Origin of the sequence: Daejeonella sp. (assembly GCF_037719425.1) — a bacterium.
GTDB lineage: Bacteria > Bacteroidota > Bacteroidia > Sphingobacteriales > Sphingobacteriaceae > Daejeonella.
Window position 1 is genome coordinate 14,168 of sequence record NZ_JBBJNI010000019.1, and the last position, 14,908, is coordinate 29,075.

Genomic DNA, 14,908 nt, shown 5'->3' on the forward strand with positions numbered 1-14,908 from the left:
AGTGTCGGATCCTCTTTAAAAAAATACTAATCCTCTAATCCTTTGCCGTTCAGAATCTGAGGTATATATTTTTCAACCCTTGCTTCCCGCGTTTTCGACTGCTTAGCCTGAGAAAAATAGAAAAGATATCCTCTCTGCCGCCCCGGAGTTAATGATTCAAAGGCCTTTTTTAACACAGGCATTGCATCTAGCCTGGTTTGGAATTCATCAGGGATATCAAAGTCCTTAGTTTTTTTATAATCCACTTTCACACCAGCTTTTTCCACTTCTACAGCTTCGTGGATGTAAGCTTTCAGAAGATGTTCCATTTCTACTATTTCCTGCACATTAGTGAAGCGGATCTGGCGTGCCGACTGAACATTTTCTGTTTGTTGGATCAGAATCTCATCAGGATCTTTCATCAATGCGCCTTTGAAAAATAAAATGGCGCAGTATTCTTTAAATACATGTATCAAAACAATGTTTCTGGTCTGATAGGTATAGCAGGGGACACCCCATTTCAAATCCTCGCTCAGCTGATAGCCGATAGCAGGAGAGTCGAGAACGATCATTCTCAATTGCTCGAGCTCTTTCTGCCATTTTCCTTTATTAAAATAGAAATCAACCTTTGCGTTCATATTAGTAGAATAATCGTCAGACTCTTAATGAACCCCGAAATGCACGCGCTGCATAGTACGACTCTGCGCCATTGTGATACAAAAAGACATGGTCATAGCGCCGGTCACAGAATAGGGCACCACCACGGTTTCTAATTTCATGAGGTGTTTTTATCCAGCTGGATGTTTTAGTGTCGAAATTCCCAAGCTTTTGAAGTGACCGGTATTCTTCCTCAGTGAGGATATCTATACCCATCTCTAATGCCATATTAATCGCGCTGTCAGCTGGTTTATGCTCCTTCCTCGACTCCAATGCCTCTGCATCATAACAAATGCTTCTCCGGCCTTTAGGACTTTCGGCAGAGCAATCATAAAAGACATATTCGTCAGACTGGTCATCATATCCAACAACATCAGGTTCGCCCCCCGTTACTTCCATATCGTCAAGGGACCACAGCTTGTCAGCATTTGACTCGAGCTTTGCCTTCACTTTAGCCCATTCCAGACCTTTGTGTCGGTCCATATTGTTCTCAAAACGAATTTTTAATATAGTGAGAAGCTCTGCGCGCTGCTCTGATGACAATTGCCTTTTCATTCTTTATTACTTATTTGAAAGGTTGTATGCTTTTAAATAATTCTCTACACTTTCATGCTCAAGACAAGGATAGTTTTCCGATCGTCAGGCCTGAAATACCAGGAAACTACAGTAAGGATTAATAATAGCATCGGGCCAAATAATTCCGTAAGACTATCTCCAACAGCTAAATGTGAAAGCACGGCGCCCGAAGCAGCAAAGAAAAAGCCTGCATAGGCCCACTCCCGAAGCAAGTTAAGGAAAACCGGCTTTCCGGGCAGCAGAATAGTCGTAACTCCCAGCAGTTTCCAAACACCGAGGACAGTAAGGAAATAAAGAGGATAGCCTAATCGCGTTATCATATCAGCTTCCTCTTTTAACTTCAATAATTGTACTACTCCGGTTGACGTCATGCCTAATGCCAGCCAGATTGTGGAAATCCAATACGTTATTTTCCCGGCCTTGCCTGAAGGCACATTTGTGTTTTTCATTTGTATATAATTGTTTTTAATGGTGATGAACCTGCCTGCCTGCGGTAGGCAGGCTCATGCAGGTTTCATAATGCCTATTTTAATCTGTTTACTATTTCCTGCAGGCGGTTGTGCGCCATATTTATGCCCTTAGAAAAAGGCAGCTGAAGCATTGCATCCCTGTCTGCAACTGACTTGTAGACAATATGCATAGTAAGCTTGCTTGTGCCCTCGGTGAGCTTCTCGAACAGCAGGAACTCGAGTTGGACCGGAAATGGCGTATTTTCCATCTCAAATGTGCGGGTGATCTTTTCGTTCGGAATAAACTCATGGATCACACCGTTGGATTGAAATACTACATTGCCCTGAGGATCGGATGTTTGAAATTGCCAGCTGCCGTGCTTTTTACTCTCCAGTTTAAGCACTTTCGTTCCCATCCATTGCTCAACAATTTCAGACTCTTCGTAGGCTCTGAAAAGTAATTCTACTGGAAGATCAAATTCGCGTGTGATTATAAGATCCTGTTTGCCGTCGTCGGCGTGGATTTTAGTTTTTAATGCCATATTATTTCGTCTTTTGGAAGTGATTTTTCCGATGCCTATTTGGGATATTTCTTCATAATACTTTCCAGTTTGTTAAATCGGGCGTCCCACATTTGGCGGAAGGGTTCAATAAATTCTGCTACTTCTTTCATTTTCTTCGCATTTATATAATACGATACCTCTCTTCCGCTTTGCTTTTGTTCGAGCAGTTCACATTCTGTTAGAATTTGAAGGTGTTTGGAGACTGTCGGCCTTGCTGTGTCGAAATTTGAGGCAATAGCTCCCGCGGTCATTGATTGGGAAGCTACCAGCAGTAGTATAGCTCTCCTCGTTGGATCTGCTATCGCCTGAAATACATCTCGTCTTAAATTCATTGTGTAGCTATTTGACTACAAATATATGTGTAGTTATTTAGCTACGCAAATAAATTTGCATTTTTTATAGTTTGCCGGGTAACATGTTAAGCTAACATATTGCAGATGTTTGCTTAAATCCTTATTTTGCATGTCCAATTATAATAACCTCATGAGAAAGAAAATTCAATTAAGCATGTTGATGCTTGCATTTGTTGGTGTGCAGCTGCAGGCTCAAACCATGAAATCTACCAGTCAGACAAAACTGATTGAGAAAGTTACCCGTAAGGGGAATGAGATCGTTATCCCTTACGAAAAGTATGTTCTGCCTAACGGTCTAACGGTTATAGTTCACGAAGATCATTCTGATCCTATAGTGCATGTTGACGTCACCTACCATGTTGGCTCAGCTCGCGAGGAAGTTGGTAAATCTGGCTTCGCGCATTTTTTCGAGCACATGATGTTTCAGGGATCTGATAATGTAGGCGACGAAGCCCACTTCAAGATCATTTCTGAAGCAGGCGGAACTTTGAACGGAACCACTAATCGTGACCGTACCAATTATTTTGAAACCCTTCCGAGTAATCAGCTGGAAACGGCTTTGTGGCTCGAAGCTGATAGAATGGGCTTTTTGCTCGACGCAGTAACCCAAAAGAAATTTGAGATCCAAAGATCTACAGTAAAGAACGAGCGCGGGCAGAATTATGATAACAGGCCATACGGGCTCGTTTATGAGAAAGCCTCTGCTGCTTTGTATCCTTATGGACACCCATACTCATGGACAACTATTGGTTATATGGAAGATCTGAATCGCGGAAACGTAAACGATCTGAAAAACTTTTTCCTCCGCTGGTATGGGCCTAACAACGCCACATTAACAGTAGGTGGAGATGTTACGCCAGCCGAGGTAGTTAAACTTGCTGAAAAATATTTTGGTCCGATACAAAAAGGACCGGAAGTACAGAACATGAAATTGCCTATGCCGGTTCTGAACAAAGACCGTTATATTTCATATGAGGACAATGTTCGTTTTCCAATGTTTCAGATGACATTCCCGTCAGCTCCACGTTTCCATGCGGACGAGGTGCCTTTGGATCTCTTAGCTGAAATTCTGGGAAAGGGGAAGAATTCAATATTGTATAAAAATCTTGTAAAAACTCAGAAGGCCGTTCAGGCTAGTGCTTCAAATCCAGCTGCTGAGCTGGGAGGAGAATTCTCTATCACAGTTCTTCCTTTTCCAACTCAAACACTTGCGGACATGGAAAAGCTGGTCAGAGAAGCGCTTCTCGAATTTGAGAAGACTGGTATTTCTGAGGATGCGCTTACACGTTTTAAGGTATCATACGAAACTGGCGAGCTTAATACGCTTTCCAGTGTTTCCGGAAAAACATCAGCATTAGCAGCTTACCAGACTTTTACTGGTAATCCAAATTATTTACCCCTCGACCTGAAAAGAAATAAGGCGGTGACGAAAGAGGATGTATTGCGCGTTTACAATAAATATATCAAAGGAAAAAATGCGGTTATATTAAGTGTTGTACCCAAAGGTAAAGCAGACGCCGTAACCGCTGCCGACAATTTTGCAGTAGACCCGACAGGTTATGTCGCACCAAAAGATCAGTACAGCGGATTGACTTATCAGAAAGCTAAGGATAGTTTTGACCGTAAAGTACGTCCGGCCTCAGGAGCCAATCCTGTCGTCAAAGTACCGCCTTACTGGACGGATAAAACAACGAATGGAGTTCGTGTCATCGGCGCCAAAAACGATGAAATCCCTACCATCACCTTATTGGTCTCGATTAAAGGCGGTCACAAACTGGAAGTTAAAGACCCTGGAAAGGCTGGTATTGCCTCACTGACTGCCGCCATGCTAAATGAGGCTTCTCAAAAATATTCGTCTGAAGAGATCAGCAGTCAGCTTGAGAAATTGGGTTCTTCTATTAGTTTTTCCAGCGGGTCTGACCGAATGAATATCTCGGTACAATCGCTTACAAAAAACCTTGATGCAACTTTAGCTCTTCTTGAAGAGCGGATGCTGCGCCCTCGTTTCGATCAGGCAGATTTTGACCGGTTAAAGAAACAAACACTGGAGTCCATCGCCAATCAGAGCACCCAGGCGCCGGTTGTTGCTTCAAATGTATATAACAAATTATTGTATGGTGAAGGCAATATTATGGCAATCCCGGGCATTGGAACTACAGCGAGTGTAGGATCAATCACTCTTGATGACGTTAAAAAATTCTATAGTGATAATTTCTCGGCATCTGTTGCTAATATCGTCGTTGTTGGAGACACTGAGCAAAAGGTGATTATGCCGAAACTGGCCTTTCTGAACAAGTGGCAGGCAAAACCAGTACAGATTCCCGCCGATGCAAAACCGGCAACAATTGACAAGACAAAGATCTACCTTGTAAACAAAGATAAAGCTGCTCAGTCTGAGATCCGGATCGGCTATATGGCCTTGCCGTATGACGCGACCGGAGAGTACTATAGGGCGGGTATCATGAACTACATCCTGGGCGGAGCATTTAATAGCCGGATAAATCTGAACCTTCGTGAGGATAAAGGCTATACTTATGGAGCTGGTTCAGGTTTTTCAGGTACTGAATCTGCCGGGCCGTACACAGCTTCTGCTGGTGTTCGTACCAACGTTTCCGATAGTTCCGTGGTCGAGTTTATGAAGGAGATTAAACGTTATAAAGAAGAGGGAATTACAGACGCTGAACTTGCCTTTGTGAAAAGCGCTATCGGACAGAGCGACGCACGCAAATATGAGACAGGATTCCAAAAGGCTTCCTTCCTGAACAATATCATTCGCTACAACCTTGATGAAGGGTTCGTTAAAAAGCAAAATGATATCTTGAAAAACATCTCTAAAAGCGAAATAAATGCGCTGGCAGCAAAACACCTGCCTGTCGATAAAATGAATATTGTGATAGTTGGCGACAAGGCTGCTATCAAACCCGGCCTGGAGAAACTTGGTTACCAGGTGATCGAAGTAGATTCAGACGGGAAATTGCTATGAGGGCTATGAGCTACCAGTAGTGAACCTTAAATGACAGGTTAAATATTATAAAAATTAGCCCGTCCCAATCAATCGGGGCGGGCTTTTCTCTTCCCCGACTGGGTCCCGGATCAAGCCCGGGACGGATCTCCTCAATGACACGCGGCCCAAGCCGCCGGTGTCGACCGGGACATTAAGTTTGCAAATTCAGGATGATAACTTAAAGCTAAGCTGGTCTATAGCCTGCTTGATTTTAAATTTATAGAGGAAGCGAGCTTCGCGTCTGCAGGAGATCCCTGCCTGCCGGCAGGCAGGCCCGATCAAGTCCGGGAAAAGTATTACACAGCGATAAAATCCGCTCTCATTGGACTAAAGACATCAACCAGCACACCGGCTTCAGTACATAGTACACCATGGATATCATTTGGCGGAGCATAAAAGCAATCACCCGCTCTAAGTATTTGCTTGCTCCCATCGATACTGGCTTTGAAAGCGCCGCTGGCTACATAGGTTACCTGCGAATGATAATGTTTATGTAATGAGCCTATTGCACCAGCTTCAAATTTCACTTTCACGAGCATGATCTTATCGTCGTAGCCGCAGATCTTTCTGGTTACACCGTCACCGAGATCTTCCCAGTCAGTTTCATTGTCGAGATAAAATAGAGGAGTATCTGGCATATAATTATCTAGAGAGTTCTTTTGAGACCGTTAAAGTATGAATAGATATTGACAGTTAGAGAAGCGGAAGGGGATTTTACCGCGGGGTTTTAAAATCGTACTTGAGTACATCAGCGACTAAATCATTCTCATATCCCTTTCCTACAACATATCTTGAAAGCAGGAATTTAAGCTTGTACGGATCGATCTCCCTAATAGTCGCATGTTTTTTCTCAACCAGACTTTGCAGTTTCGCCAGATAATCGTCAGGATCAATAGCATTCAAAGCTTTAAGGATCATTTTATCCGGAACTCGTTTTAACTTAAGCCCCTGCCTGATCTTATTTTTTCCCCATCCCTTTATCCTAAACTTCCCCGTGGTATAAGCAAGCGCGAAACGCTCTTCGTTGAGGAAGTTTGACTGAATAAGTTCGGAGATAACCTCTTCAACCTCTCTTTCATGCAAGCCCCAATCATAAAGTTTATTTCTAACCTCTTGTTGCGAACGCTCCTGATAAGCACAATAGCTTTCAGCTTTTACTTTAGATTGTTCCCTGGTAAAAACTCTGGGGGGTGACAGTTCGTTTCTCAAATCGATGAAATATCGCAATTATTTGAGTTATTCCTTAAAATTTAATGAAATTAGCAAGCAATGAACCATATACTTTATCCTGCGGAAGAACTAACGGCGAGCATGAATGCGAAAGCATCTGTTCAGCTTAAAGATGCTATGATCAGGACACTTTTGACTGACAGCAGGAAACTCAGTGATATGGTTCAGGGTTTGTTTTTTGCGTTGAAAGGCCGTCGGGATGGACACACTTTTATTGAAGATGTTTATAAGGCAGGAGTGAGGAGCTTTGTGATCTCGGATCCGGAATTCGATCATCTGAAATTTAAGGGTACTAACTTTTATCTTGTTGACGATACGCTAAAAGCTCTGCAGGACCTCTCCGCCGTTCACCGTTCGAAATTTGACTACCCGGTTATAGGAATTACCGGCAGCAATGGTAAAACTATAGTAAAAGAGTGGCTTTATCAGCTTCTTGCCCCCGAAAATAACATTGTCAGAAGCCCCAAAAGCTATAATTCCCAGCTCGGAGTACCTGTTTCCGTGTGGGAGATGAATGAAGAAAACGACCTTGCAATATTCGAGGCAGGCGTATCCACGGGAAATGAAATGGATGCGTTAGCAGCCGTCATCAAGCCCACCATTGGGATCCTTACCAATATAGGCGAAGCCCATAACGCGGGTTTCGAGTCGATCGAGGATAAAATTACCGAGAAATTAAAGCTGTTTCAGGGAGTAGACCTGTTCATTTATTCCAGCAAATATCTCAGTCAGTATAGCGGAGAGCTCCCCGGCACGAATAAATTCACATGGTGCTATCGGGATAAAGCAGATCTGGAAGTATTTGATGATGAGGTGCTGGAGGATAAATACCAATTCCTGCGCGCCAAATTTAATAACAAGGATGTAGAAGCAGTAATTCCTTTTACGGATCAGGCATCAGTAGAAAATGGCATTATTTGCTGGGCAACACTGCTGGCTTTAGGCTATGAACCTGAGGAAGCCGACAAGCGATTGGAAAAATTGCTTCCTATCGGGATGCGACTCGAACTAAAGACCGGTATAAATTACTGTTCAGTTATTGACGATTCATATAGCCTTGATCTTTCATCGCTTGCTATTGCGCTCGATTTTCTAAACCAGCAGAATCAAAATTCGCGGCGTACGCTTATACTTTCTGATATTCCCGGGCTGGATTCACAGGGAGTTTATGATGAGATAGGTCAAATGATTGAGAATAAATCAGTTGACAGATTGATAGGTGTAGGGCCCCTGATAAGTAGTTATGGTAAGGATTTTCCCTGCGAAACGGAATTCTATCAGTCTACAGATGACTTTCTTCAGGCATTTGCATCACTAAAATTTGGTCATGAAACTATTCTTCTGAAAGGAGCGAGGTCCTTTGAATTTGAACGTATAAGCCAGGTGCTTACACAGAAAGTTCATGAGACTGTTATGGAGATCAATTTGAATGCACTTGAACACAACCTCAATTACTATAAGGCCCTGCTGCCTCAAGGCTCAAAAGTTATGGCGATGGTTAAGGCATTCTCCTATGGAAGCGGCAGTTTTGAGATCACAAATTTGCTCGAGTTTAACAAAGTAGATTATCTGGCTGTAGCTTACGCTGATGAGGGGGTGGCTTTAAGAAAAGCTGGAACGAGCCTGCCAATTATGGTGATGAGCCCGGATTCCATGGCTTTTGATGCGATCATAGATAATAAACTTGAACCGGAAATATATAGCCTGAGGATATTAGAAGAATTCGTCGAATCTCTTACCCGTAAAGGCATTAAAGATTATCCTGTTCATATCAAGCTGGATACGGGTATGCATCGGCTAGGTTTTATGGAAGATGAAATGGATCAGCTGATTGAATATCTTAAAGATAGCCAGTCAATACATGTCCAGAGCATATTCTCACATCTTGTCGCGAGTGAGGATCCAAAACACGATAAGTTTACAAAACATCAGATCAGCCTGTTTACCCAGCTTTCTGAAAGAATACTTGAGATATATAACTACCCCGTCCTGAGGCATATGGCTAATACTTCGGGTATCAGTCGCTGGCCTGATGCAGCGTTTGATATGGTGCGGCTGGGTATAGGCCTTTACGGGATTGATCTCTCTATCAGCGACAAATCTCCTTTACAAACTGTAACTTCGCTGAAAACAAGTATATCTCAGATTAAACAGATTCCGGCAGGTGATACCATAGGATACGGACGGGAAGGAAAACTGCCTGAAGGTGGCACCATAGCAACAGTGAAGATTGGATATGCAGACGGCTATAGTCGGAAGCTTGGTAATGGTGTTGGCCAGATGATGGTTCGCGGCAAGAAAGTAAAAACCATTGGAAAGATCTGTATGGATATGTGCATGATCGACATTACTGGGATCAACGCAGCAGAAGGCGACGAAGTGATTGTGTTTAATGATAAGATCCGCGTAGAGGATTTAGCAAAGAAAATGGAAACTATCCCGTATGAGGTTTTAACAGGGATATCTCAGAGAGTGAAACGGGTTTATTATTATGAATAGAATAGTCAGAGCTTTATTAAATTATATGATCCGGGGCGCTCTCGTGCTCGTGCCTATCGCCGCGGCTATTTTTCTTATTTACTGGATCTTCGTCAAGGTTGACAGCGCTTTGAACATAAGCGATGTGATCTGGGTTGATCAAACGGGCACGCCAATTTATATTCCCGGACTCGGAATTCTCACCGTATTAGTTATCCTGATAGTAGTTGGAATCGTAGTTACCAATTTTGTAACTGATCCTATTAAAAAGTGGTTTGCCCGATGGTTTAAAAGATTACCTGTATTCAACGTTATTTATACATCCTTCAAAGATCTAACCGAAGCCTTTGTGGGAGATGATAAAAAATTCAGCGAACCGGTTGTTGTTGAGGTCAACGAAACGGGCCTGAAGAAAATAGGGTTTATTACCCAAAAAGACCTTTCTAAAATTGGTTATCCGGGCGAAGTCGCAGTTTATTTCCCTTTGTCCTACTCCTTCGCCGGACAGTTGTGCATTGTTAGCCAGGAGCGTGTGAAATCTTTAAACATGAGCGCAAGTGAAGCAATGAAGTTTATTGTTTCGGGTGGAGTGAGTCATTTATGAGATGCGGGCTACGAGAAATCAGCTCATGAGTTAATAATCCTATGAATCATATTATCCAATGAATCCTAATCACTTTTTTTAATATCTTTATCAAAACAACTCAGGTTGCCTCACCATCTGTGAGAGCTTAAAGTCATTAATCCTATTCCATTTCTCACCATCATGTTTTAGCAAGCTAAAATGCTCGACTGTAAAAGCTCGTTTGAATCGCGCGTCTTTATATTCGTTCCATATCATCGGAAATACCTCGGGCAGAATATCCCGGTAAGCGACAGTGAGATGCGGGCGGAAGGGCAAATTTTTGCTTCCCGGAGACTGTCTATCAATCTCATTTTTTCTGAACACAGAGGCCACTGCACGTTGTAATCTCATAATTTCTGGGTTCTTCAAAGCACGGATTACTACCGCATGACTATCAAATGCTTCAAAATTTTCAATATCCTGCCGGAAAGGCTGGAGGCCAGATGCTAAAGATTGAAGCAGTCTGATCATCCTGCCTTCAAATGCATCTTCAATTTTAAAGGGACGGTATAAGGTGATGTGCACGGGAGGTTTCAGAGCTTTCTGAACGCCGAATTTTTCAGCACATTGTAGTCTGATATCGTGTATCTGCCGTGAAAGATCTTCGGGGGGCAGGATAGCAATTAAATATAAACTAGTCATCTATTCTAAATTCGTGGTACGTAAATATACTAAAAATATTAGTAAATCCACGAATCTTAGAAATGTTTCTGGTGACGAATGCTACAATAAAAAGTAAGCTCCACGGGCCCGCCGTATTTAAAATATATTGAGAGGAGGCCTCTCTTTGACTTTAGCTTTGAATGTGTACTGTATGCCGACATTAATTGCATAATCTGCAAAAGCTGCATCACCCTGCCTAAAGGTTCCCGTGGTTTTCTGATTTTCCAGGTCAGTATAGCTTTGCGGACGATTTCTTCTTACGGCAACAGGAACACTCAAATTAAGCGTTAGGTTATTTTTCATGTATGAATATTGGGGTTCAATGGATAAAATATTACCCGGACGTCTAAAACCGCTGCTTCCACCGAACACATCATTTACAGGAACACCTTCATAACGACCTCCAACAGATATAGTGGATATATCGTTAAGAGAATAATTAGCCGCTATCCGGGAGGAGAATTGATCCGGAACTGAAGTGATAGCTTCGTTTGTCAATATTGGATTTAGCTTTTCTCTAAATGTGCGAATATTATTGGTTTCTCTCGGATTGACCAGGTAGAATGCACCTGCGGTTATTGAAAGCTTTTCTCTTACTTTAACATAGTATTGAGTTTCAAGGATGACACCAAATCCACCGTCTCCTAATTGAATGGATTGATCCACCGGTCTGACTTCGGGAGAACCGTTCACTCCAACATTGTAAAAAATATCACTAGAATTAAAATTTCCTGTAGGAAGCTTAATGGATGAACCAACCTGGAGGTTCCATGCTTTCGTCCCGGGTTGAAGCAGCCATTGTTGAATTCCAACACGAACATCCCCTAATCCTCGCGAAAACGACATATGCCTTTGCTTTCTGCCGTGCTCATACAGAGATGATCTCGTATTTATCTGGGTGGGTATTCCGAGAAGAATATTCGTCTTTTTTGACAACCAATAACTAACTGAATATTCCCAATTATGGGAGTTATTGATTACTTCTGTGCCATTTGCAACTCTATCTGCCTCCTCGTGAGTTCCTCTAAAGTGCCTGAATGACTTGAAATACCGGTAATTAACTCCGGCTTGTATATCTCCTTTTTCAAATAGATTATGAGTCATAGCGGCGGAACACACGCCGAAATGACGCACAGCAACACATCCCTGTCCGAAAACGTGCTGAGTTATTAGTAGGAGACTAGTGGCAAGTAAAAGTTTTTTCATACACTGTGCATAAGTTTTAAATCAGGACAATTTAACTGCAAATTAACTAAAAACAATTTTGAACGAATTTATAATTTAAAGTTTCCTAAGTTGATGTTAGCTCACAAGGGTTCAAATGGCGAGGAGATTTAATTAACTTTGCCGCTTTATCGCACTCGCAATATAATATGAACACTGTCATTGCGAGGAGGCACGACGTGGCAATAAAGATAATATTTTTGCGCTTTCTTAAATACAATTGAGGTTATGAATAAAGCAGTTTTTTTAGATAGAGATGGCGTTTTAAATAAAGAGTTAGGTGATTATGTATGTAAGCTGGAAGATTTCTCAGTGCTCGCGCATAATTTTGAACCTCTTAAAGAGCTGCAGGCCCGGGGCTACCTTTTAATTGTTATTACGAATCAGGGCGGACTGGCAAAAGGGTGGTACTCGCCTGAAACGCTTCAGCAGATGCATAATTATTTGATAAAATCTTATGCAGATCAGGATATAAAGATAACTGAAGCTTATTTCTGCAACCATCATCCGCAATATAATGGCAACTGCTTGTGTCGTAAGCCAGGATCATTAATGCTTGAAAAAGCAATTGCGCGTTTTCAAATAGATGCGTCTAAGTCCTACTTTATTGGTGATCGCGAGCGTGATGTGATTGCTGGCGAAGCAGCGGGTGTGAGGGGCATTCTGATAGACAGTGATCAGCCGATTGGAGAGGTTTTGGATTTAATTGCCTAGGTTTAGTAATGGGTAATCAGTAACAGTAATCAGCCACAGGTCTCCAGTAATCGGCAGTTAGATGTCGTACGCACTGATTACTGATTACTGATCACTAAATACTACTTACGATATGCCCAACAATCCGACTCCCGTGATCTCTTGAGTTCTCGATAAACCACTTGTGCGTGTTCATTCCTCCGCATACGACCCCGGCCAGATAGACCCCTTTCATATTAGTCTCCATCGTTTCAGGATGGTGTTCCGGAAGTTGTAAATCATCTTCAGAAAGTTTAATGCCCAGCTTTCTCAAAGATGAAAAATCTGGTTGGTAGCCTGTCATAGCCAGAACAAAATCGTTCTGGATCGTAATATTACCTCCGGAGTAGTTATTTCAACTTCACGCTCACTAATAGCATTTAGGGTGGAATCGAAATATGCCTTGATACTGCCTTGCTGAATACGGTTTACAATATCGGGCCGAACCCAATATTTTACCCGTTCGCCAATCTGTTTGTTTCGGATTACCATAGTCACCTCCGCGCCTTTACGATAGGTTTCTAGTGCTGCATCAACAGAGGAATTATTAGCACCAACGATCAGGACTTTCTGCTGAGCATAAAAGTGTGGGTCTTTGTAATAATGTCTGACCTTTGGAAGATCCTCACCCGGAATATTCATCAGGTTGGGGAGGTCATAAAAACCAGTGGATACAATAATATTTTTGGCGATATAACTGGATTTGTTCGTTAAGATAACATACTGTTTCGCATGCTTTTCTATGTCATCTACCTTTTCAAACAGACGAAGATTCAAGTCAAATTTGTCAGCTACTCTCCGGTAATATTCCAATGCTTCGGCACGCGTGGGTTTAATGTTATTCGATACAAAAGGAATTCCTCCAATTTCCAGCTTCTCGGACGTTGAGAAAAAGGTCATGTTTGCAGGGTAGTTGTAAAGAGAATTGACGAGACATCCTTTTTCTATGATCACGTAGGATAGCCCTGCCTTTTGCGCTTCTATCGCGCAAGACATACCTATCGGACCGCCACCGATTATCAAGATATCGAACTCGTTTTCCATATAAAGTTCAAGAATTATAAATTAGGTGGAGACCTAAACCATCGGTCACACTCTTGTTAGTTGTCATTGCGAGCATAGCGAAGCAATCCCAGCAATCAACACAGATTGCCTGCCTGCGGTAGCTACCCTGTACACACAAATATTATGTCATCTAAAAGGTGATCTTTGAATAAAAGACTTAATTATGGACGATTCATTGCCACCTTCATTATTTGTTCCGAATTTCAACGGTATGACGGGGGATAAACGCCTGGATGTCCGTGCCAAAGCTTTGTGGAACCAATTGTCCAAAAACCCAAGTTCGAATATCAGTGCCCTATCGGAAGACAGGTCTGAACAGATCGCCTATTACCGGTTGCTGGAAAACGATAAATTTTCAGAAGATGACCTTATCCGGGAGCTGGTCTCCCGTGTTATGCCGTTGGCCGTGGGCCGGGAACTGCTTTGCCTGGAGGATAGCAGCGAAATAAACGTATCCAAAAACAAGAACAGGTTGCAGGCCAATACCGGTTTGGGAAGGTCGGATAATGCGGAAAATTCCACTTGTTTTAAAATCCATCCGGGATTGGTCATCGATGCAAATAGTCTTTATCCATTAGGTTTTTCGGCCATCAAGGTTTTTGAGCGGCCAATAGGTCAGCCAGACCGGAAAGCAAGAAATTATAAGAGCCAGCCTATAGCGGAAAAGGAATCCCATAAATGGATAGAGGTCACCAACGATTCCAAAAAGGTTCTTGGATCGGCCAATCGGGTCACTTTTGTACAGGACCGTGAAGGGGACATCTTTGAACAATTTGCCCTTGTTCCAGATGCCAGGCACCACCTGTTGATCCGTTCCAGGACGACACGGAAGCTGATCGAGGGAGGGGATCTATATACAGCGGTGGGTTCATTTCCGGTTGCCGGTCATTATGACATAGATGTGCCTGCCGACAAGCGTAAAAACAGGCAGAAGCACGTGGCACGCATGGAAATACGCTACGGCTCGTTTCAGATCCAACGGCCTGCAAGTTTAAGCGGGAAAGGATATCCGCCCCACATTGCCATCAGGTGTGTCTGTGCGCAGGAAATCACGCCCGGGGTAGAGAACCCAATACACTGGAAACTCTTAACGACCCATGAAGTCACCACTTTTGAAGATGCCGTGAAAATGATTGTCTGGTATAAATGCCGGTGGTTTATAGAGCAGGTGTTCAGGCTGCTGAAGCATAGGGGATTTGGTATAGAAGATACCTTGCTGGAAACCGGGTGGGCGATACGCAAACTGGTACTGATGCAGCTATCGGCGCTGTTAAAGATCATGCAGATGAACATTGCTTATAGCGACCCCG

At 42.8% G+C, this 14,908-nt stretch carries 14 protein-coding genes and 1 pseudogene; 5 read left to right on the forward strand and 10 right to left on the reverse strand.

Annotated elements, in window-relative coordinates; translation table 11 throughout:
- Positions 1-26: 26 nt before the first annotated feature.
- The 5 genes from WKF69_RS04320 to WKF69_RS04340 form a co-directional block, all read right to left on the reverse strand.
- Positions 27-617 carry a DUF1801 domain-containing protein gene (locus WKF69_RS04320; RefSeq protein WP_340379780.1) on the reverse strand — a complete coding sequence of 197 codons (591 nt, stop codon included), beginning with the start codon at positions 615-617 and terminating at the stop codon, positions 27-29.
- Between the two features lie 16 nt (positions 618-633).
- Complete coding sequence (locus WKF69_RS04325) at positions 634-1,191, reverse strand: DUF4256 domain-containing protein (protein ID WP_340379782.1); 558 nt, start codon at positions 1,189-1,191, stop codon at positions 634-636.
- Positions 1,192-1,235: 44 nt separating this feature from the next.
- Positions 1,236-1,661: a DoxX family protein gene (locus tag WKF69_RS04330; protein ID WP_340379784.1), complete on the reverse strand. Its 426-nt coding sequence runs from the start codon at positions 1,659-1,661 to the stop codon at positions 1,236-1,238.
- 74 nt (positions 1,662-1,735) lie between these two features.
- Positions 1,736-2,203 (reverse strand): SRPBCC domain-containing protein, encoded by a 468-nt coding sequence (locus WKF69_RS04335; protein ID WP_340379786.1) that lies wholly within the window; start codon positions 2,201-2,203, stop codon positions 1,736-1,738.
- A 35-nt stretch (positions 2,204-2,238) separates the two neighbouring features.
- Entirely contained in the window at positions 2,239-2,556 is a 318-nt protein-coding gene (locus tag WKF69_RS04340; protein WP_340379788.1) for a metalloregulator ArsR/SmtB family transcription factor, read from the reverse strand.
- A gap of 151 nt (positions 2,557-2,707) precedes the next feature.
- Between WKF69_RS04340 and WKF69_RS04345 the strand changes: the two genes are divergently transcribed.
- The gene (locus WKF69_RS04345) at positions 2,708-5,560 is read left to right on the forward strand and encodes a pitrilysin family protein (protein WP_340379790.1); all 2,853 of its coding nucleotides are present in this window, start codon (positions 2,708-2,710) and stop codon (positions 5,558-5,560) included.
- A 317-nt stretch (positions 5,561-5,877) separates the two neighbouring features.
- Here the strand turns inward: WKF69_RS04345 and WKF69_RS04350 are convergent, their stop codons facing one another.
- Positions 5,878-6,219: a cupin domain-containing protein gene (locus WKF69_RS04350; protein ID WP_340379792.1), complete on the reverse strand. Its 342-nt coding sequence runs from the start codon at positions 6,217-6,219 to the stop codon at positions 5,878-5,880.
- Between the two features lie 76 nt (positions 6,220-6,295).
- Complete coding sequence (locus WKF69_RS04355; RefSeq protein ID WP_340379794.1) at positions 6,296-6,790, reverse strand: regulatory protein RecX; 495 nt, start codon at positions 6,788-6,790, stop codon at positions 6,296-6,298.
- 60 nt (positions 6,791-6,850) lie between these two features.
- Here WKF69_RS04355 and WKF69_RS04360 point away from each other — a divergent pair, with 60 nt between their 5' ends.
- Entirely contained in the window at positions 6,851-9,310 is a 2,460-nt protein-coding gene (locus WKF69_RS04360; RefSeq protein WP_340379796.1) for a bifunctional UDP-N-acetylmuramoyl-tripeptide:D-alanyl-D-alanine ligase/alanine racemase, read from the forward strand.
- The gene (locus tag WKF69_RS04365; RefSeq protein ID WP_340379798.1) at positions 9,303-9,893 is read left to right on the forward strand and encodes a DUF502 domain-containing protein; all 591 of its coding nucleotides are present in this window, start codon (positions 9,303-9,305) and stop codon (positions 9,891-9,893) included. The genes WKF69_RS04360 and WKF69_RS04365 overlap by 8 nt, the downstream gene beginning before the upstream one ends.
- Before the next feature lie 90 nt (positions 9,894-9,983).
- On the opposite strand, the gene WKF69_RS04370 is transcribed toward WKF69_RS04365, so the two are convergent.
- The gene (locus WKF69_RS04370) at positions 9,984-10,556 is read right to left on the reverse strand and encodes a 2'-5' RNA ligase family protein (RefSeq protein WP_340379799.1); all 573 of its coding nucleotides are present in this window, start codon (positions 10,554-10,556) and stop codon (positions 9,984-9,986) included.
- 117 nt (positions 10,557-10,673) lie between these two features.
- Positions 10,674-11,783: a hypothetical protein gene (locus WKF69_RS04375; protein ID WP_340379801.1), complete on the reverse strand. Its 1,110-nt coding sequence runs from the start codon at positions 11,781-11,783 to the stop codon at positions 10,674-10,676.
- 246 nt (positions 11,784-12,029) lie between these two features.
- On the opposite strand from WKF69_RS04375, the gene WKF69_RS04380 reads away from it, so the two are divergent.
- Positions 12,030-12,515, forward strand: coding sequence for an HAD family hydrolase (locus WKF69_RS04380; protein ID WP_340379803.1), 486 nt, complete (start codon positions 12,030-12,032; stop codon positions 12,513-12,515).
- Between the two features lie 94 nt (positions 12,516-12,609).
- On the opposite strand, the pseudogene WKF69_RS04385 reads toward WKF69_RS04380, so the two are convergent.
- Positions 12,610-13,577, reverse strand: a pseudogene (locus WKF69_RS04385) (YpdA family putative bacillithiol disulfide reductase).
- A gap of 184 nt (positions 13,578-13,761) precedes the next feature.
- Here WKF69_RS04385 and WKF69_RS04390 point away from each other — a divergent pair.
- The coding region (locus tag WKF69_RS04390; protein WP_340379804.1) for an IS4 family transposase at positions 13,762-14,908 on the forward strand (1,147 nt) is incomplete at its 3' end.

Excerpts from the sequence above, each read along its gene's own strand:
- WKF69_RS04320 (WP_340379780.1), bottom strand. The coding sequence starts at position 617 with ATGAACGCAAAGGTTGATTTCTATTTTAATAAAGGAAAATGGCAGAAA.
- WKF69_RS04375 (WP_340379801.1), bottom strand. The coding sequence starts at position 11,783 with ATGAAAAAACTTTTACTTGCCACTAGTCTCCTACTAATAACTCAGCAC.
- WKF69_RS04330 (WP_340379784.1), bottom strand. The coding sequence starts at position 1,661 with ATGAAAAACACAAATGTGCCTTCAGGCAAGGCCGGGAAAATAACGTAT.
- WKF69_RS04365 (WP_340379798.1), top strand. The coding sequence starts at position 9,303 with ATGAATAGAATAGTCAGAGCTTTATTAAATTATATGATCCGGGGCGCT.
- WKF69_RS04370 (WP_340379799.1), bottom strand. The coding sequence starts at position 10,556 with ATGACTAGTTTATATTTAATTGCTATCCTGCCCCCCGAAGATCTTTCA.
- WKF69_RS04335 (WP_340379786.1), bottom strand. The coding sequence starts at position 2,203 with ATGGCATTAAAAACTAAAATCCACGCCGACGACGGCAAACAGGATCTT.
- WKF69_RS04345 (WP_340379790.1), top strand. The coding sequence starts at position 2,708 with ATGAGAAAGAAAATTCAATTAAGCATGTTGATGCTTGCATTTGTTGGT.
- WKF69_RS04340 (WP_340379788.1), bottom strand. The coding sequence starts at position 2,556 with ATGAATTTAAGACGAGATGTATTTCAGGCGATAGCAGATCCAACGAGG.
- WKF69_RS04360 (WP_340379796.1), top strand. The coding sequence starts at position 6,851 with ATGAACCATATACTTTATCCTGCGGAAGAACTAACGGCGAGCATGAAT.
- WKF69_RS04380 (WP_340379803.1), top strand. The coding sequence starts at position 12,030 with ATGAATAAAGCAGTTTTTTTAGATAGAGATGGCGTTTTAAATAAAGAG.
- WKF69_RS04325 (WP_340379782.1), bottom strand. The coding sequence starts at position 1,191 with ATGAAAAGGCAATTGTCATCAGAGCAGCGCGCAGAGCTTCTCACTATA.
- WKF69_RS04350 (WP_340379792.1), bottom strand. The coding sequence starts at position 6,219 with ATGCCAGATACTCCTCTATTTTATCTCGACAATGAAACTGACTGGGAA.